Raw genomic sequence first — 24,310 nt, 5'->3', positions numbered from 1 at the left:
AGTAGCCCAGCGCGAAGCCAATCGCCAGAAGCAACAAGGCCTGACCAAACCGGCCAGGCCTATCAGAACCACCACCGTCACGATCGACGGGAAACGCTCGCTCAAGCCGGCGCCGCATCTTGGCGGCCAACACATCGGGATCCGGTTTCGGGTTCATCCTTGCTCCTGGTGAAAGTTCCGGGGCGGAAACAGTGCCGTTTGCAGCTCGACGGGTCAACCAGCATCCAGGTAACCACCAGCGGCAACAGCAACAAGCCCAGGAGCTTCTGCCGCCAAGGAAGCTTAGGCTTATCCGGCTCCAGGTAGCGCCCCTTCAGATGCCAGCCACTGAGCATCGTGTAAGGCGCACGCATGTCTACAGGACCGTTGTCAGTAAACAACGTGGAGTCACGAAACACCTGACGCGTGTCATAGCAGTTAAACAAGTCTTCACCGCGATACATCCACTTCTCGACACGAACTTCAGCAGTGCGCCCGTAATACACATTAGCAATGTGCATGCGCGGCAACTTGATTCCCATAACTTTAAAACGATCCAGGCGACGACAAATGACCAGGTGCTCGCAAAGACTACGAACAATCTGAGCATCACAGGACTCAATGTCCTGGATAAGAAACATAACGTCCCAACGAAGTTTCCTGGCATGAAGGAACCAATCAATCAACTTGCGACGCTCTTTATCATTCCATTCGCGCGTATTCAACCAGGTACCACACTCATCCAGGACAATCAGGCCGAAACGCTTTTCGTCATAGTCGCGGGGATCCTCGGCTTGATAGCCCTCCCCTAGCGCTTCCATATCCTGGGGTCGCGGCTTGTCTGGAAGACGAGTAGCCGTGGCCTTATGCAATGTGAACATCTCGTCCAGGTGCAAATCCAAGTTGGTTGCCACCCGGCGACCTGCAGCCAGGTATTCACGGATCTTGTCAACGCAGGCAAGGGACTTGCCAGATCCAAGTCGACCAGTAACGAAATAGACGGCCATGAGAATCCTCCAGGTAAAGACTCCCCCCAACCCCTACGGGGCCGCGGGGAGTCTTTTTAAATACGGCCCTTAACGGACGCGATAGCGGTAACTTGCGTATAGACCCATGCAGCGGCATGACTGGCGCCAATGGCCGCTATACAAGGGCCGGTGTTCGACGGGAGGCAGGCCAGAGCATTTTGAACAACTTGAGGGACACTTAGAGCAATGCCCATGATGATTCCGTTAAGGCCGGCGGTAAAAGCAACGGCAGCGGCAATCCAAGCAGTTACAACAGCAGTTCTAATCGCCAGTCTGGCCCCTAGCCTAGCAACCAGGAACTCACCAACTTTGCCGAATATGGAAGCAAGCAATACAGCAATCATCTTCATTATGTCGGCCTCACATTAAGAGTGGTTTCACGCCACAACCCAAAGATATGGAGAACCGACCAGGCAGCAAACATAACGGCCAGAATCGGCTTAACCCACTCGTTAACCGCCACGCAGATTGAGTCAAGGCTGTAACTTCCAATAACCGGAAGAACGATTGGCGCAACGCTACAGGTGCCGCCATACGTAAAGAGCACCGGATAAGAAATGCCTCCGGTGGTCGAACTAGGGGGAGTCTTGATCTCAGTTGCCCAGTTCTCCAGGGGCTTATTTGCTTGCTCCAGGACTGGTGAAAGTTCCGGCATAGATTCTTCGCCCTGGTCTTCCTCAGTCACACTCTCCTCTTCTACTTTCTGACCGGCTTCATTGGTTACTTCTGTCTTGTTCGTGACCTTGTAATCAATGGTAGGAGAGGCGTTGTTATAGTTCAGAACGAAGTCAGACCATTCCTTCCTGGTCAAACGACTTGTAGAACCATCCGGGTTGAGCCGAGCAATTTGCGTTTGACGCAACGGAGAGGACATTGCCTGAACAAAAGTTCCATCCGGAGCTGTCAGGTAATCAGGAAGAAACATCCCAATCTCTGGATCTATCGCCGCAAAGGCATTGTAGATGCCCTCATAGTCTGCGGCAGATTTGCTGTCGAACGAGTTCACGAATGTGTCGAAATCGGACTCTGAAAGGTCTTTCTTCGTGGTAGTGATGTCCGCAAGGCTAATAGTCCTCGCCCTGGACATCGGCCAATATCCCTGCGCGTTTGGGGCGTACCCCTTAGCCGTCTGCGTGCAGTTGTTAGGCGACGCGGTATAGCCGCTCGGACCGCTCCACGCAGCGGACGCGGTGGCCGGGAACACCGCAACGGCATAGGTCGCGCCGTTGTATGTCACCACCGTGATTTTGCTGAGCGTCTGCGCCGCCGTCATGTTTCCACAGATGTACTGGGGGTCGAATCCAGACGCATTCCCCCCTACTTGCGTGCTATCGAGCGTCGATTCCTTCTTCTGGAGCTTTGTATTGTCGTCGCTCATAACCCAATCGACCGCCGTTAAAGCGCCCATAATTGCGACCTGCAAAACGACCTGCGTCGGCTTCGACTTAAGCACATTCTTCATGCGCTCTTTAATTGGAGCTTTCGGGGCTTTCTTTACTGCCTTGGGCTTGAACTTTACAACACTACTTCCGTCGCGGTTACTCAACGATTGTTCGGGAACATTATTACTTTCAACAACTGTATTTAATGCGTCGTGCGAAATAACGCGGGTGTGCTGAATCTTATTCGGGAATTGAACAACTTTCTTGCCGGCATAAACTGGCCCTGCAGAAAGAACAAGGGCGACCGTAGTCGCCCAGAGAAGACTGGTCGCCCTGTTCATTACTTGGCGCCCTTCCGAACCCACTTCTTGACCAGGCCGATACCGATATCGGGCGCCAGGCTCAGGGCCAGGAGCGCGAAGGCGGCAGTGATGCCCAGGCCGATGTAGGTAGTAACTTCGGTCTGCACAGCAGTGATGCCAGCAGCGACTTCACCAGCGGCGAAGGCCGGAGCGGCAGCGGAAGCAGCAACAGCGGCACCGGCAACGAACAGCGATTTCAGTTGTTTCATAGTTGCGACCCTCCAGGGTCAGTTGGTGGAACGAGAGAAGATCCGCCGGAAGAACCGCTTGAGCGATCCGAAGGCGTAGCCGGTGAACCACGCAACAACGCAGCCACCGGCGGCTATCAAGGCAAGGTCCATTAGTTGCTACTCCCTGCCGAGAATCCGTGACCGAAGCACCCAATAACGGCAAGTGCAGCGATCAAGTAATAGAGATCGGTAAGTGTGATCTCCATATAAGCGCCCTACCCTTTAAGCCTGGGCCGCAGCAGCGGGCTTAACGGGCTGAGCCTGACGAACTTCCGAAGAAGAAACACGACGACCCTGGCGCGGATCCAGGTCGAACACAACGCGACCATCTTTAACTTCGCCGGTCAGCGGAACTTCATAATCGCCCACCGGTAGAACTTCCTGTTGAGACTTGCAGTAGTACGAGAACTTCTGCGGGAAGTCGCAGCCCGGAAGATGCGCATAGGCCTCAGCCATGCAGTAGGGATTGCCTTTGCCGGAAGTGCCGCTGCGGAAAGTGCAGGAGGCAGTTACGGAGACTTTAATAAATACGTTCGACATGAGTTGCTCCAGGATAATTAAGAGTTAGGCGTAACAAAGGCGTCGCCCAGGAACGGGGCGCCACTACTGCGCGAAGCGACAACTTGCCACTTCTTTTCCTTCGCGAGTTGAACGCGATCAGAAAGGATTTCAGCCGGAGTCCTGGACTCGACGACCTGGAGCGTTTCGGCAATAACACTACCGGTCACTTCCATCTTGCGAATCTTGTCTTGCATCACAGACCTGGAATCGATCTTTCCGCCAAAATAGCTGTCAAACATGCTCTTCATGCTTGAGCCCTCCTGGTGGAGAAATGAACCAGATTCTTTTCGAAGAAGAAGGAAGGAATAGCCGCAGGCTTTGCTTCCAGGACGCGAATCATCGGAATGACATTCGAGTCGTCGCGACGATCGCAGCGAATGTTAATGTCAATTCCAAAACCCATAAGAACTTCACGATGCCGGTAATAAGTACCGTTAGGCATCATCTCTTTAAGGTCATGCCCTTGCTTCCAAAGCGCATAAGTACCGCGCACCTTGTTAGGAAGGGCTAGGAGTTGTTCGCTATTGAGTTCAATTTGCTCTGACATATCAAGTTCCCCAATAAACTGGCGGTACAGAGCCCATAGAGCCGCCGGGGTGAGTGATTTGGCCATCTCCAGGCCGAGCGCTTTTAACTTCTTTGAGCGCAGACGAAGCTCAACACGCAACTTATTGTCGAGCCATTCATAGATTTCAGGGAATTGGTGAAAGTCTTCGGGCAGCTTATGAGAGCCACCCGCTGTTACTTCGTCAGCCTTGCAGTAACAAACAACAGACCAATGCGAGGAACCCTTACCGAAAGTTAGCGTCCCTCTGTTAGCGACAGGCCGCCCATGACGAGACTTACACTTGAACTCGCCCGCACGCAGCCAGGCGCGAACATCGGCCCGGCTTGGAAGTTCGAACATTCGGTTGTAATCGATTCGGGTAACACGGTACTGCCCTGCCCTGACCTTCTGACGCTCAATGTCAGTAGGCTCAACCCCCACCAGGGAGCACAGGCGCGTAAACGCATCGAACACGAGTGAGAGGAGATCATCGGAACCAACAAGGTTATGCCCCTGGAGCCATTTGCTCGGATTGCCATCGATATACAGGTGAGTGGCATTGCCTTTGCCGTCACCGCCTACGCTGCGGATGTGCAGGGTGGAATCGTGGGAGCCCCTCACCAGCATCTTGCGGGGAGTCTCCCAAGCAACCGTTCCATCGGCTTCGATACACACGACCGCCCCGCTGCTCAGAGGGGCGTGGTGAAGCTCCAGAAGTGCCGCGATCCAATCGATCATCTGTCGTCCGTTACAGCGTTACACGTTACAGGATGGAAGGGTTTATACGCTGTAACGTGTAACAGTGCAACGTGTGACAAGATAACCGGCGTCAGAGGAACAACAGGAAATGACCAACTTGACCAAGCCATACCGCGTCAGAGACGAGTTCGTAGAAGTGATCAAGGAGCGCAGGATCAGCATGATCGTCGAGACAAGGGAGGACGTCGCAGAAGCCGACCTGGTGAATGCAGTGCTGTGGAAGTACCTGCACGAGCTGACCACCAAGGACGTCCTGAAGTACCGAGAAGAGGTGCTCGGGAAGGACTGAGGAATTCCCAAAATGGGACAAAAGTCGGGTATCACCAGTACCCGACTTTCACCCTGCTCCGAGGCGCGCCTGGAAGGCCCCCAGGAGTGCGCCTGAGCGACGAAATCCAGCAAGCTGGGCTAGACCGGCGAGTTATTCCTCGGAGGGTTGCAGGCCCGCAATGGGCCTTCCTGGCGTGCTATGTGTGACGCCGCCGTGGGCAGCTGAGGGTAATCATGGCGCGAGGTGGGTTCGGAGCGGCGGCGGCCGGAGTGGTCGCGGACGCGCACCGAGGGGCGGGAGGTTTGGTCCCAGAATCTCTTCCAGGACCGCGGCGCCGGCGTGGTTTTTGGTACCTATTCAATCCCCGGCAGCGCAACGCTCGCGACTAAAGTCACAGGCGCTGGAGTACAGCGCATCAACCAGCTTGACCTCATCGTCAGTGATGCGACCAAGCCGCCGGAGCGTCATCAATATCCCGGTGTAGTTGCCGCCATCGAATGCAAGGGACTCCCAATCGGAAGCCCAGCGAACGGCCTTGAGGGCATCCTCGATCGCAGCCAGATCATCAACAGTCATGACTGACGCCCCTGCCGATTCAGCCGGGCCAGAAAGTGATCCATCGTCTCCCCGGCCTGGGGCGTGAGCCTGCTTTCGGTACCAACTTCATCACCTGCAGGCGCTGGCCGGCGCCGATCTGGCGATGATTCTGGTACCAAATCACCGAGTAGATCGCCCTGCCCTGTCGCCTCCAGCAGCAGGATGGCCGCAGATCGGGCGCCCTTAATCGTCTGGTCACGAACGGCGACCAGCTCTTCCAGGCGGGCAATCTCTCGCTTCTGCCACTCAACGGTTTTCACCAGGTAGTCGAACTCAGCGGCAGCCTTGGCATATGCCTTGGAGCCGGTCGACGTGCCGGTCTGGCGCTTGAGCTTTTCGACGAAGGCGTCATCGGCGTCCGGGATCTTGATCAGCATTTTCAATTCTCCATTTGGTACCAATTGCGAGATCCAGGACGAACCCGGGTTCGACAAAAAGGTACCAATTCCTATCGATAGGATCAAGCGCTCTGGTACCAAAATATCAACCTGGTGCAGCTGCTCGAGGACGAAAATGGTACCAGTCAGAGGTCCAGGATTGCCCGGCACGCTTCCTGGAGCGCCTCAAGGCGAGCATCGAAGTCGGAGGACTCCCGGTCCAGGTCCTGGACGCGACGGCGTAACTGACGCACCTCAGAAACGAGCCTGGGATAGTCCTGGAGCACGTAACAGACCGAGTCCAGGTCATCACGCCCCGGAGCGTACAAGCGCGCATCCTGGACGAGATTAGAGGGGATAGAGAGGGGGATAGGCTTGCGCATAATCGCCATTACGTTACGCGAGGCCCGGAAGGCTACGCCAGTGTCCGGACCCCGCTCAACGTAACGCCGTCCATTATGCGAAACCAAGGATCAGAGCGACTGCGCCCAGGATCGGTATCCAGAAGCTGGCGAATGTGGGTATCAATCGCTCAACCTCCGTGGATGGTATGCACCTGCTCCAACGACTTGGCGACGGCACTACGCAGATACAGCCATTGCCGGGTCTTGCCGACCCCGTCGCAGCGGTAGGTTCATTTCATCTCCTAGCTCCGCCTCCAGCTCCACCAGCCAGTCATGCAGTTCCAGACTGCCAGACAAGCGAACGCCGCTGTCGTCGGCCGCCTAGCCGCCAGTCGCTCAGTCGTACCCATCCATGGTGGGCCAGCCGCTTTCCATTGGATGGAGCCCGAACCACGGCCAACACACCGGCACTTCGCAGGTGTGAACACGCCTGCCTCACCGACTGCTGAATGCCGAAATCTCACGACCTACAGGACGACCTCGGGGAGGCTGGGCAACCCATTGAGCCGTTGCCCGAGCCGGCGGGAGCGCTTGTCCAGCCCCAACAGGCGCCCATCCTCCCGGACTTCGACCTGCCGGCCCTCCTCCACATAGATAACCAAGCCGTTGGGCAGGTACTCCACGTCCAGCGCCATGGCCTGGTCGTCGTCCTCCACCAGCACCTGCACCGTGGCCTTGCTCTTGATCCAGAACTCGCTGGAGCGGGGCTCGATCACCAGCAGCATCCTTCTCGGAGCGCCGTTGACGAAGCGGAATTCGCTCATGCCGCTGCACCTTGTCCGGTAGCCGCTTTGCGTGGTGAGAGGGGGACGGCACGCACCAGCGAGCCTGCGGCAAGTTTCAGGCGTTTTGCGGTCCCCCTATCCACCACCAGGCTGCCAGCGGCAACGCGGGCCGGGGCTGCGGTGATACGGCAGCCAGCCAGTTGGCGGTTGTGGATGAGAAAGACCTCGGCGCCGTCGCCGGGCGTACCCAAGCTCAGGACCAGCTCGCGACTCTCGCGCACCGCGCGGACCTTGGCCACGTCGCATTCGATCACCGGGCCGGCGTCGAAGATGTCGATGAAGTCCCGATGCTCGAAGCCTTCCGCCTTGAGCATACCCAGGGCCGGCTCGGTGTTCGGGTGTACACGGCCGATCACCGCGCGGGCGGACTCCGACAGGAAGCAGGTGTAGAGCGGAAACCTGGGCATCAATTCGGCGATGAAGGACTTATTGCCGATGCCGGTCAGAAAATCGGCGCGGGCGAACTCCATCTTGAAGAAGTGCCGGCCCAAGCCTTCCCAGAAAGGCGACAGCCCGTTCTCGTCGGAGTAGCCGCGCATCTCGGCGATCACCGTGCGGCCGAACAGCTGGGGGTACTCGGCAAGAAACATGAAGCGCGCCTTGGACAACAGTCGGCCATTGAGTCCGCTGCGGTGGTCGGCATGGAGGAACAGCGAGCAGAGCTCCGAGTGACCTGTCAGATCATTGCCGAGGAACAGGGTCGGCATCTGCCGGTTTATGCCGAGGCTCGGAGAGGCGCCGACCGTGAGGCCGACACGGAAGTTGTACCAGGGCTCGCGCAGGCCCACTGCACCGGCCAAGGCGGAGATGCCAACTACTTCGCCGGCATCGTTTTCCAGCACGAACAGGTAGTCGGCATCCGCCCGCTCGGCGTCCCCGGCGAAAGTCCGTTCCGCCCAGGAAACCCGATGTTCGAGACGCGCCGGGTCCGCCGGCAAGGTGGTGAGCCCGGTCCCGGCGCTGCGCGCCAGTTCGAGCAGGGCCGGTAGGTCCGCGCGGCAAACGGGTCGAACGATCATGCGTTGTCCTCCGCCCTTCAGGCCTGGGCCGATTTTCGTGGCAGGTGCACCTCAGCCAGCATGCAGCGCGCGCTGCCACCGCCAATGCGCTCGATGGTGTCGATGTTCACCGACAGGGGCTGGGCATGGCGCTCGATGAGCGCGCGCTGGGCGGAGCTGAGGGAGCTCCAGGCGGTGCGCGACATCACTAGGATCGGCTCGCCAGCTCGGTTGTGCACTTCCAGCATGTTGCCGGCGAAGGATTCCAACTGGTCCCAATTAAGGGCGAGGATGTCCTTGCCGGTGGCGCGCAACTGGGTTTCCAGCGAGGTGCGCTCGCCAGCGACGCTGAGCGAGTCCAGGCAGGCCACGGCCAGGCTGGTGCCGACGCTCATCATGACGTTGGTGTGGTAGATGGCCACACCCTGGCGGTCCTGCGCATGGAAGGCGCAGAGGTTGTAGCCGAACTGCTCGACGAAATGGCGCAACGCCTTGGCGTGAGTCCGGCTGGAGTAGCCGGCGTAGCAGATGTGGTGCTGGCGATCGAGCACCATGCTGCCGGTGCCTTCGAGGTACATCCCCTGCTCTTCCATCTCGGTGAAGTCCAGCACCCGCTCGATTCGGTAGTCCTGCAGCAGGTTCTCCAGCACGCCCTTGCTGCGTTCGAGCCGACGGTTGTGCCCCTCCATCGGGTAGAGCGCCAGGGTGCCGTCGGCATGGCTGCTCCACCAGTTGTTGGGGAAGATCGAGTCCGGTGTATGAGGGGCGTCGCTGTCCTGGGCCACCAGCACGTCCACGCCCTGTTCGCGCAGGGCCGCGACATAACCGTCGAACTCTTCCAGGGCTCGGACCTGGGCCTCTTCCGGCGTCAGAATCCGTTGCTGGAACCTGTTGTTGCCGGCGGTATCCAGGTTGAAGGTGAAACGGGTGGGCCGAATCATCAGGACGGTATTGGTGGTTTGCATGGGGACGCTTCATGGGGTGGATGTTGGGGCCCATTCTCCCGTCGACGCCGCTGCAAACCCGGCTGATCTGGCCCGTGCCGGCGACCAGGAACGCCGAAACTGGCCGCGTGACAGCGGATTCGGCCGCGGCCTTCAGGGCTGTCCCCGAGCGCGCCCAGCGGCCATGCGCCCCACAAGGCTGGGCCCAGCGCAAGCTGTCGTCCACGCATCCGCAACGACCCGATCCGCCGTGCAAGGACCTCCACACGACAGGTTTCGCCCCGGGTCATCCGGGAGACTTCCACGGCGGGCTTCCGGCCCCTGAGGGCGCCGGCAGCCCGTCCCATCGACAAGAACGGAAGCTAGATATGACCCGACACACCCTGAGCCGCCTGGCCATCGCCCTGGCCATCGCCGGCAGCGCCGGCCTCTCCCACGCAGCCCCCCTACTGGACGCCACCCGCGACAACGCACCCGCCGCCGCGCGCATGGCCGAAAGCAATGCCTGGCTGGAAATCGACCATGCCGCCTTCGAGAGCAACATCGACCGCATCCAGAAACTGGTGGCTGGCAAGAGCCAGGTCTGCGCGGTTATGAAGGCCGATGCCTATGGCACCGGCATCGCCCTGTTGGTGCCTTCGGCCATCCGCATGGGCATCGAATGCATCGGCGTCGCCAGCAACGAAGAAGCCCGCATCGTCCGGGAAAAGGGCTTCAAGGGCCGCCTGATGCGCCTGCGCACCGCCAGCCTGGGCGAGATGGAAGACGCCCTGCCCTACCGGATGGACGAAATGGTCGGCAACCTGGAAGTCGCCCGCCAGCTGGACGCCCTGGCCCACCGCAATGGCCGCAAGCTGGCGGTGCACCTGGCGCTGAATTCGGCCGGCATGGGCCGCAACGGCCTGGAAGTGGGCACGGCCCAGGGCCGGAAAGATGCGGTCGAGATGGCCACCCTGCCTTATCTGAAGGTGGTCGGCATCATGACGCACTTCCCAGTGGAAGAGCGCGAGGACGTGCTCCAAGGCCTCGCCCGCTTCAAGGAGCAGTCCACTTGGCTGATCGAGCAAGCGAAGCTGGATCGCAGCAAGGTCCTGCTGCACTGCGCCAATACCTTCACCACCCTGGAAGTCCCCGAAGGCTGGCTGGACATGGTCCGCCCCGGCGCCGCGCTGTATGGCTACCCGGTGGGCGGCCACGATGAGTTCCAACGGGTCATGCAGTTCAAATCGCAGGTGGCCTCGGTCAACGCCTATCAGGCCGGCAGCAGCATCAGTTACGACCGCACCTACACCCTGACCCGGGATTCACTCATTGCCAACATTCCCGCCGGCTACTCGGACGGCTACCGCCGCGCGTTCTCCAACAGGGCCTCAGTGCTGATCAACGGGCAGCGGGCGCGGGTGATCGGCAAGGTCACCATGAACACCCTGATGGTCGACGTCACCGACATCCAGGGGGTGAAACCCGGCGATGAAGTGGTGCTCTACGGCAAGCAAGGCAAGGACGAGATCACCCAGGCCGAGCTGGAAGCCATCAACGGCGCGCTGTTGGCGGACCTCTACACGGTCTGGGGCAATTCGAATCCGAAGGTATTGAAAGCGGAGTGACGGGCTGGCGCGCCGCCCGAGAGCGGCGCGCCTGCTCCGTAACCTGTGGGAGTGAATTCATTCGCGAAGAGCAGACCGTAGCCCCACTACACCGCCAGGCGGCTACTCCTTCGCCGTCTTGACCATGGCCAGTTCGGGGTGGCTGACCAGTTTGTCGATGTGCAGCTCGGGGTCGTTGAACCAGGTTTCCGTCAGCACACGATAGTGCTCCATGTCCCGGCAGCGCATACGCAGGCTGTAGTCGAAGGCGCCGCTGATCAGGCGGCACTCCAGCACCTGCGGGCAACCGCGCACCTTGGCTTCGAAGGCTTTCTGCGCGGCTCGGCCACTCTGGTTGGAGAGGGCCACCAGCACCAGCAGCGACAGACCCGGCGTCAGCTTGCGCTGATCGATAATGGCCGAGTAACCCCGGATCACGCCCATCCGTTCCAGCTTGCGCACCCGCTCCAGGCACGGGCGCGGCGTAAGATGGACACGCTCTGAAAGTTTCTGGTAGGTAATGCGCCCGTCATGGCGCAGTACCTCGATGATCGCCTGGTCGATGCGATCCAGCGAGATGGACGAATCCCCTGACTCGATCATCGCTCCCACCTCACTTCAGTCGGCCAGAAAGGAACTGCTGCAGCCGCTCGCTTTGCGGCTTGTCGAGGATTTCCGCACTCCCCTGCTCCTCGACACGCCCCTGGTGCAGGAACAGGACCTGGCTCGATACCCGCCGGGCAAATTCCATTTCGTGGGTCACCATCAGCATCGTACGCCCTTCCTCGGCCAATGCCTGGATCACCTTCAGTACCTCACCCACCAATTCCGGGTCCAGCGCAGAAGTGGGTTCGTCGAAGAGCATGACCTCCGGCTCCATCGCCAGCGCGCGAGCGATCGCCACCCGTTGCTGCTGGCCGCCGGAGAGGAAGGCCGGATACTGCCCCACCACGCGGGATGGCAAGCCCACCTTGTCCAGGTAGGTGCGGGCGCGCTCTTCAGCTTCCTTGCGGCTGACGCCGAGAACGCGGATGGGCGCCAGGGTGATGTTGTCCAGCACGCTCAGGTGGCTCCACAGGTTGAAGTGCTGGAACACCATGGCCAGGCGGGTACGCAGCTTCTGCAGCTGCTTGTCGCAGGCCGGGCGCATGGCTCCGGCCGGCCCGCGCATGCGGATGGCTTCGCCGTCCAGGGCGATGGCGCCCTCGTCCGGCTGCTCGAGGAAGTTGATGCAGCGCAGCATGGTGCTCTTACCCGACCCGCTGGCACCGATCATGCTCACCACGTCGCCCGTCCTGGCATTGAGCGAGACGCCCTTGAGCACTTCATTGTCGCCATATCGCTTGTGCAGCGCTTCTACTGTCAGCTTGTACATAAGGCACTCCAATGGCTGTGCTGCCTGGGCACAGCGCTTTTGTTCGCAGATGAGGAAGGGATTCAATGGGCGGGCCCGAGGAAGGCCAGCCAGCGCCGCTCGGCCAGTCGGAACAGCCCGACGAAGGCGAAGGTCAGGCCCAGGTAGAACAGCGCGGCGATGCCGAACGATTGGAAGGTCAGGAAGGTCGCGGCGTTGGCGTCCCGGGCGATCTTCAGGATGTCCGGGATGGTGGCGGTGAAGGCCACCGAGGTCGCGTGAAGCATGAGGATCACCTCGTTGCTGTAGTACGGCAGCGCCCGACGCAGGGCCGAGGGGATGATCACCCGCGCATAGAGGCGCCAGCCGCTGAGTCCGTAGGCTCGCGCCGCCTCGATTTCGCCATGGGGAATGCTGCGGATGGCACCGGCGAAGATCTCGACGGTGTAGGCGCAGGTGTTCAGGGTGAAGGCCAGCAGCGTACAGTTCATCGCGTCGCGGAAGAAGGCATCCAGCACCGGCTGCGCGCGCACGGCGGCGATGCCGTAAATGCCGGTGTAGATGATCAGCAACTGGATGTAGAGCGGCGTGCCGCGGAACAGGTAGGTGAAGAACTGCACCGGCCAGCGCAACAGCCGGCAACGCGAAGTACGCGCGATGGCCAGCGGCACCGAAAGCACGAAACCCAGGGCCAGGGAGAAGCAGAGCAGCCAAAGCGTCATCGCCAGGCCAGTGGTGTTGTAGCCATCGCTGTAGAGGAAGGGCCGCCAGTACTCCTGGATCAGTTCAATCATGGCTGTGTCCCCTTACGCCGACGTTGTAGCGCGCTTCGAGCCAGCGCAGGACGACATTGGAAGCGCTCGTGATGACCAGATAGAGCAGTGCCGCGAGGATCAGGAAAAACAGCATGTTGAAGGTGGTCTTGCCGGCGTCCTGGGCGACCTTGACCACATCGGCCAGGCCGATGATCGACACCAGTGCAGTGGCCTTGAGCAGCACCAGCCAGTTGTTGCCGAGGCTCGGCAAGGCGAAGCGCATCATCTGCGGGAAGAGCACGTGAACGAAGCGTTGCAGTGGGCCCAGGCCATAGGCCGTTGCCGCCTCAAGCTGGCCGCGCGGCACCGAGAGGATGGCGCCACGGAAGGTCTCGGTGAAATAGGCGCCGTAGATGAAGCCGAGGGTGACGATGCCGGCGGCGAAGGGGTCGACGTCAATGTAGTCCCAGCCCATGGCGTCCGTCAGGCCGCTCAGCCAGCCCTGCAGGCTATAGAAGATCAGCAGCATCAGCACCAGGTCGGGGATGCCTCGGATCAGGGTGGTGTAGAGGGTCGCCGGAATCCGCAGCAGTGCTAGGGGCGACAATTTGGCGGCGGCGCCCAACAGGCCGATGCCGACGCTCAGCGCCAGTGACAGCAGGGACAGTTTCAGGGTGACCCAGGTGCCGTGCAGGAGCAGCGGTCCGAAGCCCTGCAAGTCCAGGAAAGGAAGGAGATTGTTCACGGTTGCCTACCTGATTGAAAACGCCGCGCGACTGCCGGGGGAGCAGCCGCGCGGCCAAGGCGTGGTCAGTTGTTGTAGAGGTCCAGCTCACCGAAGTGCTTGCGCTGGATCTCCCGATAGGTGCCGTTGGCGTGCATGGCCGCGATGGCCTTGTTGATCAGCGTCTTCAGCTCCTCGTCACCCTTGCGCAGGCCGATGGCGATTTCCGAGGGCACCATCGGGTCGCTGATGCCCTTGCTGCTCTGGAAGTCGGCGCCCTGGGGCGACTTGAGGAAGCTCAGCTCGGCTTCGAGCATGTCCTGGATGGAGGCGTCAAGACGGCCGGACACCAGGTCCGCGTAGACCTGGTCCTGGTTCTGGTAGGCCTTGAGCTGCACGCCACCGGGCGCCAGCTTCGCCTTGGCATAGGCCTCCTGGATCGTGCCCTGCTGGAAGCCGATGGCCTTGCCCTTGAGGGATTCGGCGGTGGGCTCCAGGCCCGAGCCCTTGCGGGTGACGATGGACGTGGGACCGGAGAACAAGCGGTCGGAGAAGTCGATCTGCTTCTTGCGCGGTTCGGTAACGGTCATGGAGGACAGCACGGCATCGATCTTGCGCGCCTTCAGCGAGGGAATGAGCCCGTCGAAGTCGTTGGTCACCCAGGTGCACTTGACCTTGAGTTCGGCGCAGATGGCATTGCCCAGGTCGATGTCGAAACCCTGCAGCGAGCCGTCAGGCGCGGTGGATTCGAAGGGCGGGTAAGCAGGGTTCACGCCGAAGCGGATTTCCTTCCACTCCTTGGCCATGGCGGCGCCGGAGGACAGGACGAGGGTGATAGCGGACAAGGCCAACCATTTGATGTTCATGAGCAGGGTCCCAGCTTTGATTGGATTTATCGCCGACCGAATGGGCTCGGCCAGCACTTTTCAACAGGGCAGCGAAGGTGGATCGGTGGATGCGTTGCATCCGGTTCTTGTTGTTGCCGCGGGGGCTGTCCGCCTCGTTGCGGGAGACTGGGCGGACGGCGCCAGAATGCCTCCGCCGCCACCCCCGTTGGTGTCGTAAAACCGCTTCTGCACAGCCACTTTCGGCTGTTGAACAACCATGCGCAGCCGAATCTGTCGCGCTCACGGCACAAGTCGGCTCCGACGCCGCCAAGACGGCGCCGGAGCCGGGATTCAGCCTTTCGGGGCCTGCATGAGCAGCACGCACTCCAGCGGCTCACCGGCCCGCAGCCGGGCCAGCAGTTGCGGCTCGGAGCGGTCCGAGGCCAAGGCCTGGTCGATGACCCCAGCCACGATTTCGGGTGGCAGGATCACCACGCCGTTGTCGTCCGCCAGCACCAGGTCACCGGGCTGCACCGGCACGCCGCCGCAGATCACCGGTACGTTCAGCGCGCTGGCCGAGGTGCCCACCAGCTTAGTGGTGAGTTGGCTGCTGCCCCGTGCAAACACCGGCAGGCCGGCGGCGCGCAGCTCGGCCAGATCGGTGACCACGCCGTCCACCACGATGCCCACCGCTCCGGAGCACTGTGCCGCGCACTGGGTCACGGCGCCCACGCAGGCGTGCTGGTGGTCGCCGGCCATGTCAATCACTAGCGCATCACCGGGCTTCAGGCTGGCCAGGGCGCGGTTCACCGCAATGGCATCGGCCTGGGCGACCCGCAGAGTGACGGCCCGGCCGATCACGCGGACATCGGGCACCAGGGCGCGAATCTCATGGCTGACGAAACCCTGCTCCAGGAAGTGGCCGAGGGTGGCGAAGCTGACCTCGCGCAATTGCGCCAGCATGGAGTCGATGTCCATCAGCGGCCTCCCCCATCGATCAACTCGGCGACGCACTCGATTTCCAGCGAGACGCCCCACAGCGAGACGCAGACGGTGGTGCGCGCAGGCGGCGCATGGCCGAGGATCTCGCGATAAACCTGATTGAAGGGCTCCAGCTGCGCCGGATCGGTGAGGTAGGCATTGACCTTGACGATGTGGTCCAGGCTGGAACCGGCCTCTTCGAGGATGGCCGACAGGTTGGCGAAGGTCTGCCGCACCTGCTCGGTGAAGCTGGCGGGCTGTTCGTCCAAGCTGCCAAAGGCGGGAATCTGTCCGGCGGTGAACACCAGATGGCCGCTGACCACGGCCTGTGAGTAAGGACCGACCGGGCCGATGGTGCCGGGAGCGGCGTTGATGCGTTTCATGGGTTTCTCCTGTTCGGTTCAGGCCGGCAGCGGCCTGCTGGGTTTAGAAGAGCGGCAGGCTGTAGCTGAGGATCAGGCGGTTCTGCCCCTGGTTCGGGTCGATGTCCGAATGCAGCAAGCCGTTGCGTCAGGCGATGCCCAGGCCCTTGAGGGCGCCGTCCTGGATCACGTAGTCCAGGCCGATGTCGCGCTCCCACTCGGACTTGTCGTCACCCGAGGTGCTCTTGATGTCGTCGCCCTTGAGGTACATCAGCGAAGCCTTGAGGCCGGGGATGCCAGCGGCGGCGAAGTCATAGCTGTACTGGGCGAAGCCGGTACGCTCCCCCGCCCGGTTGAAGCTGGCGAGCATGCGGTCGGTGTGCAGGTAGAGGCTGGCGCCGCCGGCGCCCTTGTCCGGCAGCGAACCCTGGTTGGGCTGAACGAAGTTGCTGCCGTTGGACACCTGCTGGTAGCCGGCCATCAGCGCATGGCCGCCGATGCTGTAAGTGAAGGCGGCGCTCCAGGTGTGGTTGTCGATCTCGCCCGTGCCGTCCTCGGTGAAACCGCCGACGCGGTAGCCGCTGGCGCGCCCGGCGGCGGTGCCGTTGGCGCCATCGGAAGTGGTGCGGAAGTAGCGCAGCTCGGTCTTGAACGACTGCCCGGCCGACAGCGGCAGGCTGTGGGCCAGGCCCACGAAGTGCTGGTCGTAGTAGTCCTCCAGGTTGGCGAAGTAGTACTGGGCCAGCAGGTCCTGGCCGAGCTTGTAGTCGCCTCCGGCGAAGACGAACTGGTTGCTCTCGCGGGTGCCGCCGCTGACGGCCAGGCCCGTGCGGTCGCTGGAACCTCGCCCAGTGGCGTGCTCCAGGCGGCCGGCGCCGAGGGTCAGGCCGCCGATCTCGCTGGAGGTGATCTGGCCGCCCTCGAAGGTCTGCGGCAGCAGGCGCCCGTCGTTAAAGGTGAGCACCGGCAACTTGGGCATCAGGGTGCCGTAGCGCAGTTCGGTCTTCGACAACTTCAGCTTGGGCGTCAGGCCCAGGCGGCTCCACTGGCTGGCGGCGCCATCGCCATCGTTGGGGATCATCGAGCTGCCGCGATGACGACCGCCGCCACTGTCCAGCGTGAGGCCGACCAGGCCAATGGCGTCGAGGCCGACACCCACCGTGCCCTCGGTATAGCCGGAGGCGAAGTTGAGCATGAAGCCCTGCGCCCACTCTTCGGTGCGGCTCTGCCCGGCGGCGCCAGATTGGTCGCGGAAATCGTTGTTGAAGTAAAAATTGCGCAGGCCGAGGCTGGCGTGGCTGTCGGCCACCAGGTCCGCGAGAACATCAGGGCTTAACGGTAGCGCAAGGACGCCGGCGGCAAGGCCGAGACTGTGAAGGGTCTTATTCATCGATGGACTCTGAATTCAGGGAACAAGCGGCCCGCCCGGCTCGGGGCGGGCTCGCGTGAATGGGTTCGGAATCAGGCAGCGCTGGGGGACTTGCCCGCCACCGCGTTGAGGTCCTTCTTGAAGGTTTCGGTAAGCAGCAGCAGCGCAATCAGCGACACCGCCGCCGAACCCACCATGTACCAGGCCACGGACGAGCCCTTGCCGGTCATCGACAGCAGCGCGGTGGTCACCAGCGGCGTGGCGGCGCTGCCCAGCAGGCCCGAGAGCATGTAGCTGATGGACAGCCCCGAGTAGCGCACCTTGGTGCCGAACAGTTCAGCGAGGAAGGTGGCGATGGGACCATAGTTAGCGGCGAAGGCAGTCATCAGCAGCAGGTAGCCGGCGAACACCAGCGGCAGCTCCTTCGTGTCCATCAGCCAGAACATCGGAAAGGCCACCAGCGCCTCGGCGATGATGCCGCCGACTATGATCGGCTTGCGCCCGATGCGGTCGGACAGCGCACCGAAGAACGGCAGCATGAAGATGCATGCGGCGCAGGAGGCCAGCACCACGCTGAGCATCTCGCCCCGCGAGAAGCCCAGGGTCTGGGTGCCGTAGGTGAGGCCGAAGGCGACGATCAGGTTGTAGGAAGTACCGGTGGACATGGTGGCCACGCCGCCCAACAGCACCTGCTTCCAGTACTTCCCGAACACTTCGAACAGCGGGACCTTCACCTGCTCGCCGGTCTTTTCCACGGCCTTGAACGACGGGGTTTCGTGAATGTTCAGACGGATGTACAGGCCCACGACGATCAGCAGGATGCTGGCCAGGAAGGGCACGCGCCAGCCCCAGGAGAGCAGGTCCTCGTTGGAGATGGAGGTGGCGATCAGCAGGAAGGCGAGGTTCGCCAGCATGGTGCCGGCCGGCACGCCGATCTGCACCCAGGAGCCGTAGAGGCCGCGGCGGTTCTTCGGTGCATGCTCGACTGCCATCAGCACGGCGCCGCCCCACTCCCCGCCCAGCGCGAGGCCCTGGATGATGCGCAGGGTCAGCAGCGAGATTGGCGCCCAGATGCCGATGGACTCGTAGTCCGGCAACAGGCCGATGGCGAACGTGGCGGCGCCCATGGTCAGCAGCGAGATCAGCAGCATCGACTTGCGCCCGAGGCGGTCGCCGAAGTGGCCGAACAGCGCGGCGCCGATGATGCGTGCACCGTAGGCCGAGGCGAAGGTGCCGAAGGCCAGGAGGGTCCCCACCAGCGGGTCGAAGCCGGGGAAGAAGATCTTGTTGAACACGAGGGCCGAGGCCGTGGCGAAGACGAACAGGTCGTACCACTCCACGGTGGTGCCGATGACGCTGGCAACGGCCACTTTCTTCATGTCGGTGCTGTGTTCAGGTTGCGCGTTCGCAACCTCAGTGTACGCAGGGCTGGTCATGCCATTTCTCCCGTTCAATGCCCTGTGGGCATGGGGTTTAGTTGTTTTTGGCAGTTCAATTTGTTGCAGGCGTTTCTTGTTTTCCGGGCAAAGGGAGCCCCTGGCGCCCGGCGGCGCTGATGGCCGCCGGGCACGCTTGTCGCTCAGGTGGATCAGCTTCTGTCGGCGCGGCTCAGCACGGCGTTGAGCAGCACGTCACAGCCTTTGGTCACGTCATCGGGCAAGGCGTCCTCGGCCTCGTTGTGGCTGAGGCCGCCGACACAGGGGATGAACACCATGGTGGTCGGGCAATGCCGCGCCAGATGGATGGCGTCGTGGCCGGCGCCGCTGACGATCATCTGGTGTGGATAGTCCAGGCCTTCCACCGCGCGCTTGACGGCGGCGATGCAGTCGGCGTCGAAGGGAGTGGCCGGGCTCAGCCAGTGCCGTTCCACCGTCACGTCCAGGCCACGCCGCGTGGCGATGGCGGCGATGAGGTCGCGGGCGCTGGCCTCCATGGCGGCGATCTGCCCGTCCTCGTGGTGGCGCAGGTCCAGCGTGAAAGCGACGCGGCCCGGGATGGTGTTGCGCGAGGATCGCGCGATGCTGAGCTGGCCCACGGTGACCAGCCCCCTGGGGGCGAAGTCTCGGGACAACTGCTCCAGCGCGGTGATCATCTCGCCAACGCCGAACAGTGCGTCGCGGCGCAGCGGCATGGGGGTGGTGCCGGCATGGGCAGGTACGCCCTGCACGTCGATATCCAGCCAGCAAATGGCCTGGCCGCCGGTCACCACACCCACCGGCAGGCCGGCTTCTTCGAGGATCGGCCCCTGTTCGATGTGCGCCTCGAAGTAGGCGTCGAACTCACGGCCCAGGGGCAGGTCCCCCGCGTAACCGGTCTGCTCCAGCGCCTGGGCCACGCTGACGCCCTCGGCATCGCGGATGGCCAGGGCGCGCTCCAGCGCCAGGTCGCCGGTGAACACCGCCGAGCCGAGCATGGCCGGGGTGAAGCGGGCGCCCTCTTCGTTGGTCCAGACCGCGATTTCTAGCGGGCGTGCGGTTTCGATGCCCTGCTCCTTCAGGCTGCGCACCACTTCCAGGCCGGCCAGCACACCATAGATTCCGTCGAAACGGCCGCCCTTGGGCTGGGTGTCCAGGTGGCTGCCCATCACCACTGGCGGCAGTGCGTCATTACGCCCGGCCTTGCGGGCGAACAGATTGCCGATGCTGTCCACACGGATGTCCATGCCCAGATCACGGCACCAGAGGGTGAAGAGTTCGCGCCCAGCCCTGTCCTCGGCAGACAGCGCCAGGCGGCAATTTCCACCCTTCTCGGTCGGGGCCACCTTGGCCATTTGCATCAGGCTGTCCCACAGCCGTTCGCCATTGCACTTCAGCATGCTTGTTTTCCTCTTTTCAGGCGGTGGGTTCAGTAACCGAGGTGGGTGTCCACCAGGTTCAACAGGGGCTGTCCCCGGTCCAGGCGCCGGGCATTCTCCGCGATCTGCTGGGCGATGCAGTCGTGAGAAGCAGCCGAGGCCATGTGTGGGGTGATGATGATGCCGGGGGTGGTCCAGAGGCGGCTGTCCAGGGGCAGCGGCTCCTTCTCGAACACATCCAGCAGCGCGCCGCGCAGACGGCCGCTTTCCACTGCGGCGATCAGCTCGTCCACCTGCACGTGCTGGCCACGGCCGCAGTTGACCACTGCCGCGCCGGGCGCCAGTGCCTCGAAGGTCTGCCGGCAGAGGATGCCCCGCGTAGCGTCCGTCAGCGGCAGCAGGTTCACCAGCAGGTCCAGGCCGTCGAGAAAGCCGGCGAAGCCTTGACCGCCGGAGAGGGTTTGCACGCCTTCGATCTGCTTGGCGGTGCGCGCCCAACCACGTACTGCATAGCCCGCGACTGCCAACTCGGCGGCGATGGCGCCGCCCAACGAGCCCAGCCCCATCACGCCGACGCGGTACTCGGCGGCCGCCTTCTGTGGATGGCGCAGCCAGGCGTGGCGCTGCTGTTGCTCCATCGCGCGGTCGAAATCGCGGTGGTAGTGGATCACCGCCCAGCGCACGTACTCGGCCATGCCCTGGCGGTGCGCCGGATCGACGACGCGGCACACGGGCACTTCGGCATGCTCCGGGTCGGTGCTCAGGTGGTCGACCCCGGCGGCCACCGAGTGGATCAATTTGAGATTCGGCAGCCGCGCCAGGCTGCCGGCCGGCGGGAACCAGCAGGCGGCGACTTCTGCGTCGCGCGCGGCGGGATCGTCGGCGAGCACCACGCGAAGCTCCGGCTCCTGCCGGGCGAAGGCGTTCTGCAGCTGGCCGAGCAGCACCTGGTCTGCGGACAACAGGACCAGCGGTTTCATGAGCAGTAGGACTCGCGTTGGGATTCGATCAGGGTCAACGCGGCGTTCCAGCTCAGCTTGATGATCTCGGCCGATTCCTCGCGCTCGAACTGCGCGGCGGTGTGGCGGCACACCTCCTCCGAGGGGAACACCAGCTTGGCGCCGCCGGCCAGGGCCTGGACCTGAGCCTGGCAGGCGCGCTCGAGGAAATGGATCTCGTGGAAAGCCTCGGCCACGCTGTTGCCGCCGGCCAGCAGGCCGTGGTTGCGCAGGATCATCGCCTTGTGCGGGCCAAGGTCGGCGATCAGCCGCTCGCGCTCGTCCAGCGACAGGGCGATGCCTTCGTACTGGTGGTAGGCCAGCTTGTCGTAGAACTTCAGCGCGTGCTGGCTGATCGGCAGCAGCCCCTGCTCCTGGGCCGATACTGCGATGCCGGCGGCAGTGTGGGTGTGCACCACGCACTTCATGTCCGGCCGCGCCATGTGGATGGCCGAATGGATGACGAACCCGGCCGCGTTGACCCGGCGCTCGCCGAAGGCCTCGTCCACCACAGTGCCGTGCTGGTCGATGCGTACCAGGTCGGAGGCGCGCATGCGGTCGAAGATCACCCCGTAGCGGTTTATCAGGAAGTGATGCTCAGGCCCCGGAATACGCAGGGTGATGTGGGTGTCGATCAGGTCGGTCATGCGGAAGTGCGCGACCATCCGGTACAACGCGGCCAGTTCGCAGCGGACCTGCCATTCGGCATCGCTGATGTTGTGCGGCTTGCTCATGAAAACTCCTGGTTAGCGAGCGAGTACAGGGCTGGGCTGCGCTTCGCCGCGCAGGCGGGCGAGGCCGCAGACCCCGATCAGGGAAAGTGCGGAGAGGAAGGTGAAGTAGATGGCCAGCGGTAGCCACTGCCCGGCGAACTGGTTGGCGATCAGGGTGCCGATGATGGGCGTGCTGCCGCCGGCGATGGCGCAGATGAGCTGGTAGGCCAGGGAGATGCCCGAGTAACGCACGTGCGCCGGGAAGGCCTGGGCCATGTAGCCGGCGATTACTGCGTAGAGGGCCGACAGGGTCACCACCGAGATAGCGATGCCAAGGGTCATCAGCACCAGGTTCTGGGTGCTCACCAGCAGGAACATCGGGTACGGCACGGCCATGCAGAGCAACGCCACCAGTTTGAGGAAGCGACCCTCGCCGATGTGCTCGGCGAGCAGCGCGGACAGCGGCTGGGAGAGGAACTGCAGGATGGTCACCAGGAACAGGCAGTCGAGGATGGTGGAACGCTCGATGCCTTGGTAGGTGGTGACGTAGGTGATCATGAAGGTGTTAGTGAAGAAGAAGCCCGCAGAGCCGATGGTCACCGCCAGCGCGGCGAAGAGGATCTGCCGCCAGCAGGTACGGATCACCTCCAGAACCGGGTACTCGACCACCGCTTCCTTCTCGCGGACGGCCTTGAACTCGGGGGACTCGTCCACCCCGAAGCGGATGGCCAGGCCCACCATCATCAGCAGGCCGCTGATCAGGAACGGCACGCGCCAGCCCCAACTGAGGAAGTCCTCCTGGTCCAGCGATGTCGCCAGGCGGAAGGCGATCAGTGCCAGCAGCAGGCCAGCCGGGCTGCCCAGTTGGGCGAAGGAGGCATAGAAGGTCTTGCGCTTGGCCGGTGCGTGTTCGCTGGCCATCAGCACAGCCCCGCCCCACTCGCCGCCCACCGAGATGCCCTGGATGATGCGCAGCACAATCAGGCCGATGGGCGCCCAGATGCCGGCGCTGGCGTAGCTCGGCAGCAGGCCGATGCCGGTAGTGGCCAGGCCCATCAGCGCCATGGTCACCAGCAGCATCTTCTTGCGCCCGAGGCGGTCGCCCAGGTGACCGAACACCATGCCGGCCATGGGCCGCGCGATGAAGCCGACGGCGAAGGTGCCGAAGGCCGCCAGGGTACTGAGGAAGGGATTGGAGCTGGGGAAGAAGACTTGGCCGAGCACCAGGGCCGCGGCAGTGGCGTAGATGTAGAAGTCGTAGAACTCGATGGTGGTGCCGACGAACGCGGCAGCCGCCGCGCGACGCGGTTGATTGGACGTGTGCATGCAAGGCCCTTCTTGGACTAGTTGTCTAGGCAGTTTCTGTTCTGGCTAAGCCGGTCGCGCTCTGTGGCGCGTTGGGTTTTTATCGCTCCGGGACTATGATTAGTAAATTTGCTAATTCTTATCCGCCGTATTAGCACCACTACTAATAGGAGCCGAGATGATCCTTCCGAAGTCGCAATCTGACGCATTGGTCAACAAGTGGGAGGGGCGTCGTTTCCTCAATGACCGCCTCGACTGGAACCTGCTGCGCACCTACCTGGTGATCGGCCAGGAAGGCAGCATCAGCCGTGCGGCGGCGCGCCTGCACATCACCCAGTCGGCGGTGAGCCAGGCGCTGAAACGGCTGGAAGAACAACTGGAATGCGCGCTGATCCTGCGCCGTGGACCGCGCTTCGACCTGACCGCAGCGGGCGAGGAAGTCCTGCGCATCGCCACCGATATCTACGGCGGCATTTCACGTATCGGCGCGGCGGTGGAAGAGCGCAACGACGGCGTGGCGGGAAAGGTGCGGCTGCTCAGCATCAGCCGCGTGCAGTCGGCGCTGTACGACGAATTCCTCGCTGAATTCCACCAGGCGCACCCACGCGTGGAGCTGGAAATCGAGGTGCTGCGCAGTTCCGACATCATCAGCTCGCTGCTGCAGAAGACCGCCACCGCCGGCCTTGGCTTGTGTCGTATCGCCCAGCCCAAGCTGGAACGGCGCCAGCTCCTGCGACAGCGTTATGCCTTTTTCTGCGGACAACGCCATCCACTATTCGGTCGCAATGATGTGTCCATGGAAGACCTCAAGGGGGAAAGCTTCGTCAGCTTCGTCAGCGATCAGCTCGGTGGCAACCTCTCGCCCCTGGCGGTTTTCCGCGACCAACAGGGGTTCACTGGGCGCATCGTCGCTTCGTCTTCCAGCTTCGAAGAGATTCACCGCTTGGTATGTGCAGGGTTCGGCATCGGTTGCCTGCCCGAACACGTGCTGAGCAAAGACATTGAACAGGGTCTTCTCTGGCGCTTGCCTCCGGCGGAGGGCATCGTTGATGTCGACGTCTTCCTGCTGTGGAATCGCGAACAGAAAATGACAATCGCCGAAAGCGTGTTTCTGGAAAGTTTCCAGCACACCCTGGCAACGGTAGAGAACCTCTGATGCTTCTACGGGCTGCTCACCGCCAGTGGTAACAAACTTTCAACCTGAACCGACCTGGGTTTCGTAGACGCTGCCAAGCATCTACGGTTCACCAGTAACCTGATCGCCCCGGGTCAGAACCAACCGCACAAGGTGCTGACCCCGCGCTTTGTGAGCTGAGCC

Annotated in this window: 27 protein-coding genes and 1 pseudogene; 3 read left to right on the top strand and 25 right to left on the bottom strand. The window is 62.4% G+C overall.

What is annotated here, in order from left to right:
• Window positions 1-101: 101 nt before the first annotated feature.
• The 7 genes from THL1_RS14840 to THL1_RS14815 all read right to left on the bottom strand — a co-directional run bounded on the left by THL1_RS14840 (window position 102) and on the right by THL1_RS14815 (window position 4,827).
• Window positions 102-986 (bottom strand): zonular occludens toxin domain-containing protein, encoded by an 885-nt coding sequence (locus THL1_RS14840; RefSeq protein ID WP_069083991.1) that lies wholly within the window; start codon window positions 984-986, stop codon window positions 102-104.
• Window positions 987-1,042: 56 nt separating this feature from the next.
• On the bottom strand, window positions 1,043-1,357 hold the full coding sequence (locus THL1_RS29685) for a DUF5455 family protein (protein ID WP_145928301.1): 315 nt from the start codon (window positions 1,355-1,357) through the stop codon (window positions 1,043-1,045).
• A complete protein-coding gene (locus THL1_RS14835) occupies window positions 1,357-2,730 on the bottom strand; it encodes a hypothetical protein (RefSeq protein ID WP_145928300.1) in 1,374 nt (457 codons plus the stop codon). The genes THL1_RS29685 and THL1_RS14835 overlap by 1 nt, the downstream gene beginning before the upstream one ends.
• Window positions 2,730-2,960: a hypothetical protein gene (locus tag THL1_RS14830; protein ID WP_069083989.1), complete on the bottom strand. Its 231-nt coding sequence runs from the start codon at window positions 2,958-2,960 to the stop codon at window positions 2,730-2,732. Before THL1_RS14830 ends, THL1_RS14835 begins: the two co-directional genes overlap by 1 nt.
• 243 nt (window positions 2,961-3,203) lie before the next feature.
• Entirely contained in the window at window positions 3,204-3,521 is a 318-nt protein-coding gene (locus THL1_RS14825; protein WP_069083988.1) for a hypothetical protein, read from the bottom strand.
• A 17-nt stretch (window positions 3,522-3,538) separates the two neighbouring features.
• On the bottom strand, window positions 3,539-3,790 hold the full coding sequence (locus THL1_RS14820) for a hypothetical protein (RefSeq protein ID WP_069083987.1): 252 nt from the start codon (window positions 3,788-3,790) through the stop codon (window positions 3,539-3,541).
• Window positions 3,787-4,827: a phage/plasmid replication protein, II/X family gene (locus tag THL1_RS14815; protein WP_069083986.1), complete on the bottom strand. Its 1,041-nt coding sequence runs from the start codon at window positions 4,825-4,827 to the stop codon at window positions 3,787-3,789. Before THL1_RS14815 ends, THL1_RS14820 begins: the two co-directional genes overlap by 4 nt.
• 109 nt (window positions 4,828-4,936) lie before the next feature.
• On the opposite strand from THL1_RS14815, the gene THL1_RS14810 reads away from it, so the two are divergent.
• Entirely contained in the window at window positions 4,937-5,137 is a 201-nt protein-coding gene (locus THL1_RS14810) for a hypothetical protein (RefSeq protein WP_069083985.1), read from the top strand.
• Between the two features lie 339 nt (window positions 5,138-5,476).
• Here THL1_RS14810 and THL1_RS14805 read toward each other — a convergent pair whose 3' ends face one another.
• The 5 genes from THL1_RS14805 to ctlX all read right to left on the bottom strand — a co-directional run bounded on the left by THL1_RS14805 (window position 5,477) and on the right by ctlX (window position 9,245).
• Entirely contained in the window at window positions 5,477-5,695 is a 219-nt protein-coding gene (locus tag THL1_RS14805) for a hypothetical protein (protein ID WP_069083984.1), read from the bottom strand.
• Window positions 5,692-6,093, bottom strand: a complete 402-nt coding sequence (locus THL1_RS14800; protein WP_069083983.1) for a hypothetical protein — start codon at window positions 6,091-6,093, stop codon at window positions 5,692-5,694. Before THL1_RS14800 ends, THL1_RS14805 begins: the two co-directional genes overlap by 4 nt.
• An 871-nt stretch (window positions 6,094-6,964) precedes the next feature.
• Entirely contained in the window at window positions 6,965-7,261 is a 297-nt protein-coding gene (locus THL1_RS14790) for a hypothetical protein (RefSeq protein WP_069083981.1), read from the bottom strand.
• Window positions 7,258-8,301 (bottom strand): arginine N-succinyltransferase, encoded by a 1,044-nt coding sequence (gene astA, locus THL1_RS14785; protein ID WP_069083980.1) that lies wholly within the window; start codon window positions 8,299-8,301, stop codon window positions 7,258-7,260. The genes THL1_RS14790 and astA overlap by 4 nt, the downstream gene beginning before the upstream one ends.
• Before the next feature lie 17 nt (window positions 8,302-8,318).
• Window positions 8,319-9,245, bottom strand: coding sequence for a citrulline utilization hydrolase CtlX (ctlX, locus tag THL1_RS14780; RefSeq protein ID WP_069083979.1), 927 nt, complete (start codon window positions 9,243-9,245; stop codon window positions 8,319-8,321).
• Window positions 9,246-9,592: 347 nt separating this feature from the next.
• Between ctlX and alr the strand changes: the two genes are divergently transcribed.
• Entirely contained in the window at window positions 9,593-10,831 is a 1,239-nt protein-coding gene (gene alr / locus THL1_RS14775) for an alanine racemase (RefSeq protein ID WP_069083978.1), read from the top strand.
• Between the two features lie 102 nt (window positions 10,832-10,933).
• Here alr and THL1_RS14770 read toward each other — a convergent pair whose 3' ends face one another.
• From THL1_RS14770 to THL1_RS14710, 13 genes and pseudogenes are all read right to left on the bottom strand, one after another.
• Window positions 10,934-11,413, bottom strand: a complete 480-nt coding sequence (locus tag THL1_RS14770) for an Lrp/AsnC family transcriptional regulator (RefSeq protein WP_069083977.1) — start codon at window positions 11,411-11,413, stop codon at window positions 10,934-10,936.
• 10 nt (window positions 11,414-11,423) lie between these two features.
• The gene (locus THL1_RS14765; RefSeq protein ID WP_069083976.1) at window positions 11,424-12,185 is read right to left on the bottom strand and encodes an ABC transporter ATP-binding protein; all 762 of its coding nucleotides are present in this window, start codon (window positions 12,183-12,185) and stop codon (window positions 11,424-11,426) included.
• Window positions 12,186-12,247: 62 nt separating this feature from the next.
• A complete protein-coding gene (locus THL1_RS14760) occupies window positions 12,248-12,958 on the bottom strand; it encodes an ABC transporter permease (RefSeq protein WP_069083975.1) in 711 nt (236 codons plus the stop codon).
• Window positions 12,951-13,664 (bottom strand): ABC transporter permease, encoded by a 714-nt coding sequence (locus THL1_RS14755; RefSeq protein WP_069083974.1) that lies wholly within the window; start codon window positions 13,662-13,664, stop codon window positions 12,951-12,953. Before THL1_RS14755 ends, THL1_RS14760 begins: the two co-directional genes overlap by 8 nt.
• Before the next feature lie 65 nt (window positions 13,665-13,729).
• Window positions 13,730-14,509 carry an ABC transporter substrate-binding protein gene (locus tag THL1_RS14750; RefSeq protein ID WP_069083973.1) on the bottom strand — a complete coding sequence of 260 codons (780 nt, stop codon included), beginning with the start codon at window positions 14,507-14,509 and terminating at the stop codon, window positions 13,730-13,732.
• A 312-nt stretch (window positions 14,510-14,821) separates the two neighbouring features.
• Window positions 14,822-15,448: an RraA family protein gene (locus THL1_RS14745; RefSeq protein WP_069083972.1), complete on the bottom strand. Its 627-nt coding sequence runs from the start codon at window positions 15,446-15,448 to the stop codon at window positions 14,822-14,824.
• Window positions 15,448-15,834, bottom strand: coding sequence for a RidA family protein (locus THL1_RS14740; RefSeq protein WP_069083971.1), 387 nt, complete (start codon window positions 15,832-15,834; stop codon window positions 15,448-15,450). Before THL1_RS14740 ends, THL1_RS14745 begins: the two co-directional genes overlap by 1 nt.
• 43 nt (window positions 15,835-15,877) lie before the next feature.
• A pseudogene (locus THL1_RS14735) lies at window positions 15,878-17,203 on the bottom strand (OprD family porin).
• 71 nt (window positions 17,204-17,274) lie between these two features.
• Window positions 17,275-18,618 carry an MFS transporter gene (locus THL1_RS14730; RefSeq protein ID WP_069083970.1) on the bottom strand — a complete coding sequence of 448 codons (1,344 nt, stop codon included), beginning with the start codon at window positions 18,616-18,618 and terminating at the stop codon, window positions 17,275-17,277.
• Window positions 18,619-18,770: 152 nt separating this feature from the next.
• Window positions 18,771-19,997: a Zn-dependent hydrolase gene (locus THL1_RS14725; protein WP_069083969.1), complete on the bottom strand. Its 1,227-nt coding sequence runs from the start codon at window positions 19,995-19,997 to the stop codon at window positions 18,771-18,773.
• A 29-nt stretch (window positions 19,998-20,026) separates the two neighbouring features.
• On the bottom strand, window positions 20,027-20,956 hold the full coding sequence (locus THL1_RS14720) for a 2-hydroxyacid dehydrogenase (protein WP_069083968.1): 930 nt from the start codon (window positions 20,954-20,956) through the stop codon (window positions 20,027-20,029).
• Window positions 20,953-21,708 carry a class II aldolase/adducin family protein gene (locus THL1_RS14715; RefSeq protein WP_069083967.1) on the bottom strand — a complete coding sequence of 252 codons (756 nt, stop codon included), beginning with the start codon at window positions 21,706-21,708 and terminating at the stop codon, window positions 20,953-20,955. Before THL1_RS14715 ends, THL1_RS14720 begins: the two co-directional genes overlap by 4 nt.
• A 12-nt stretch (window positions 21,709-21,720) precedes the next feature.
• Window positions 21,721-23,013 (bottom strand): MFS transporter, encoded by a 1,293-nt coding sequence (locus THL1_RS14710; protein WP_069083966.1) that lies wholly within the window; start codon window positions 23,011-23,013, stop codon window positions 21,721-21,723.
• 157 nt (window positions 23,014-23,170) lie between these two features.
• Between THL1_RS14710 and THL1_RS14705 the strand changes: the two genes are divergently transcribed.
• Window positions 23,171-24,148 carry a LysR family transcriptional regulator gene (locus THL1_RS14705; protein WP_069083965.1) on the top strand — a complete coding sequence of 326 codons (978 nt, stop codon included), beginning with the start codon at window positions 23,171-23,173 and terminating at the stop codon, window positions 24,146-24,148.
• The last annotated feature ends 162 nt before the right edge of the window (window positions 24,149-24,310 follow it).

The organism is Pseudomonas sp. TCU-HL1 (assembly GCF_001708505.1).
GTDB lineage: Bacteria > Pseudomonadota > Gammaproteobacteria > Pseudomonadales > Pseudomonadaceae > Metapseudomonas.
The sequence above is the reverse complement of the archived record's forward strand: the minus strand, read 5'-3'. Positions and strand labels throughout refer to the sequence as shown.

Bases quoted from the DNA above. Each gene is read 5' to 3' on its own strand.
- THL1_RS14820 (WP_069083987.1), bottom strand. From the start codon at position 3,790: ATGAAGAGCATGTTTGACAGCTATTTTGGCGGAAAGATCGATTCCAGG.
- THL1_RS14725 (WP_069083969.1), bottom strand. From the start codon at position 19,997: ATGCTGAAGTGCAATGGCGAACGGCTGTGGGACAGCCTGATGCAAATG.
- THL1_RS14800 (WP_069083983.1), bottom strand. From the start codon at position 6,093: ATGCTGATCAAGATCCCGGACGCCGATGACGCCTTCGTCGAAAAGCTC.
- THL1_RS14790 (WP_069083981.1), bottom strand. From the start codon at position 7,261: ATGAGCGAATTCCGCTTCGTCAACGGCGCTCCGAGAAGGATGCTGCTG.
- THL1_RS14740 (WP_069083971.1), bottom strand. From the start codon at position 15,834: ATGAAACGCATCAACGCCGCTCCCGGCACCATCGGCCCGGTCGGTCCT.
- THL1_RS14765 (WP_069083976.1), bottom strand. From the start codon at position 12,185: ATGTACAAGCTGACAGTAGAAGCGCTGCACAAGCGATATGGCGACAAT.
- THL1_RS14705 (WP_069083965.1), top strand. From the start codon at position 23,171: ATGATCCTTCCGAAGTCGCAATCTGACGCATTGGTCAACAAGTGGGAG.
- THL1_RS14745 (WP_069083972.1), bottom strand. From the start codon at position 15,448: ATGGACATCGACTCCATGCTGGCGCAATTGCGCGAGGTCAGCTTCGCC.
- THL1_RS14840 (WP_069083991.1), bottom strand. From the start codon at position 986: ATGGCCGTCTATTTCGTTACTGGTCGACTTGGATCTGGCAAGTCCCTT.
- THL1_RS14720 (WP_069083968.1), bottom strand. From the start codon at position 20,956: ATGAAACCGCTGGTCCTGTTGTCCGCAGACCAGGTGCTGCTCGGCCAG.
- THL1_RS14770 (WP_069083977.1), bottom strand. From the start codon at position 11,413: ATGATCGAGTCAGGGGATTCGTCCATCTCGCTGGATCGCATCGACCAG.
- alr (WP_069083978.1), top strand. From the start codon at position 9,593: ATGACCCGACACACCCTGAGCCGCCTGGCCATCGCCCTGGCCATCGCC.
- THL1_RS14750 (WP_069083973.1), bottom strand. From the start codon at position 14,509: ATGAACATCAAATGGTTGGCCTTGTCCGCTATCACCCTCGTCCTGTCC.
- THL1_RS14760 (WP_069083975.1), bottom strand. From the start codon at position 12,958: ATGATTGAACTGATCCAGGAGTACTGGCGGCCCTTCCTCTACAGCGAT.
- THL1_RS14810 (WP_069083985.1), top strand. From the start codon at position 4,937: ATGACCAACTTGACCAAGCCATACCGCGTCAGAGACGAGTTCGTAGAA.
- THL1_RS14835 (WP_145928300.1), bottom strand. From the start codon at position 2,730: ATGAACAGGGCGACCAGTCTTCTCTGGGCGACTACGGTCGCCCTTGTT.
- THL1_RS14830 (WP_069083989.1), bottom strand. From the start codon at position 2,960: ATGAAACAACTGAAATCGCTGTTCGTTGCCGGTGCCGCTGTTGCTGCT.
- THL1_RS14710 (WP_069083966.1), bottom strand. From the start codon at position 23,013: ATGCACACGTCCAATCAACCGCGTCGCGCGGCGGCTGCCGCGTTCGTC.
- astA (WP_069083980.1), bottom strand. From the start codon at position 8,301: ATGATCGTTCGACCCGTTTGCCGCGCGGACCTACCGGCCCTGCTCGAA.
- THL1_RS29685 (WP_145928301.1), bottom strand. From the start codon at position 1,357: ATGAAGATGATTGCTGTATTGCTTGCTTCCATATTCGGCAAAGTTGGT.
- THL1_RS14715 (WP_069083967.1), bottom strand. From the start codon at position 21,708: ATGAGCAAGCCGCACAACATCAGCGATGCCGAATGGCAGGTCCGCTGC.
- THL1_RS14730 (WP_069083970.1), bottom strand. From the start codon at position 18,618: ATGACCAGCCCTGCGTACACTGAGGTTGCGAACGCGCAACCTGAACAC.
- THL1_RS14805 (WP_069083984.1), bottom strand. From the start codon at position 5,695: ATGACTGTTGATGATCTGGCTGCGATCGAGGATGCCCTCAAGGCCGTT.
- THL1_RS14815 (WP_069083986.1), bottom strand. From the start codon at position 4,827: ATGATCGATTGGATCGCGGCACTTCTGGAGCTTCACCACGCCCCTCTG.
- THL1_RS14825 (WP_069083988.1), bottom strand. From the start codon at position 3,521: ATGTCGAACGTATTTATTAAAGTCTCCGTAACTGCCTCCTGCACTTTC.
- ctlX (WP_069083979.1), bottom strand. From the start codon at position 9,245: ATGCAAACCACCAATACCGTCCTGATGATTCGGCCCACCCGTTTCACC.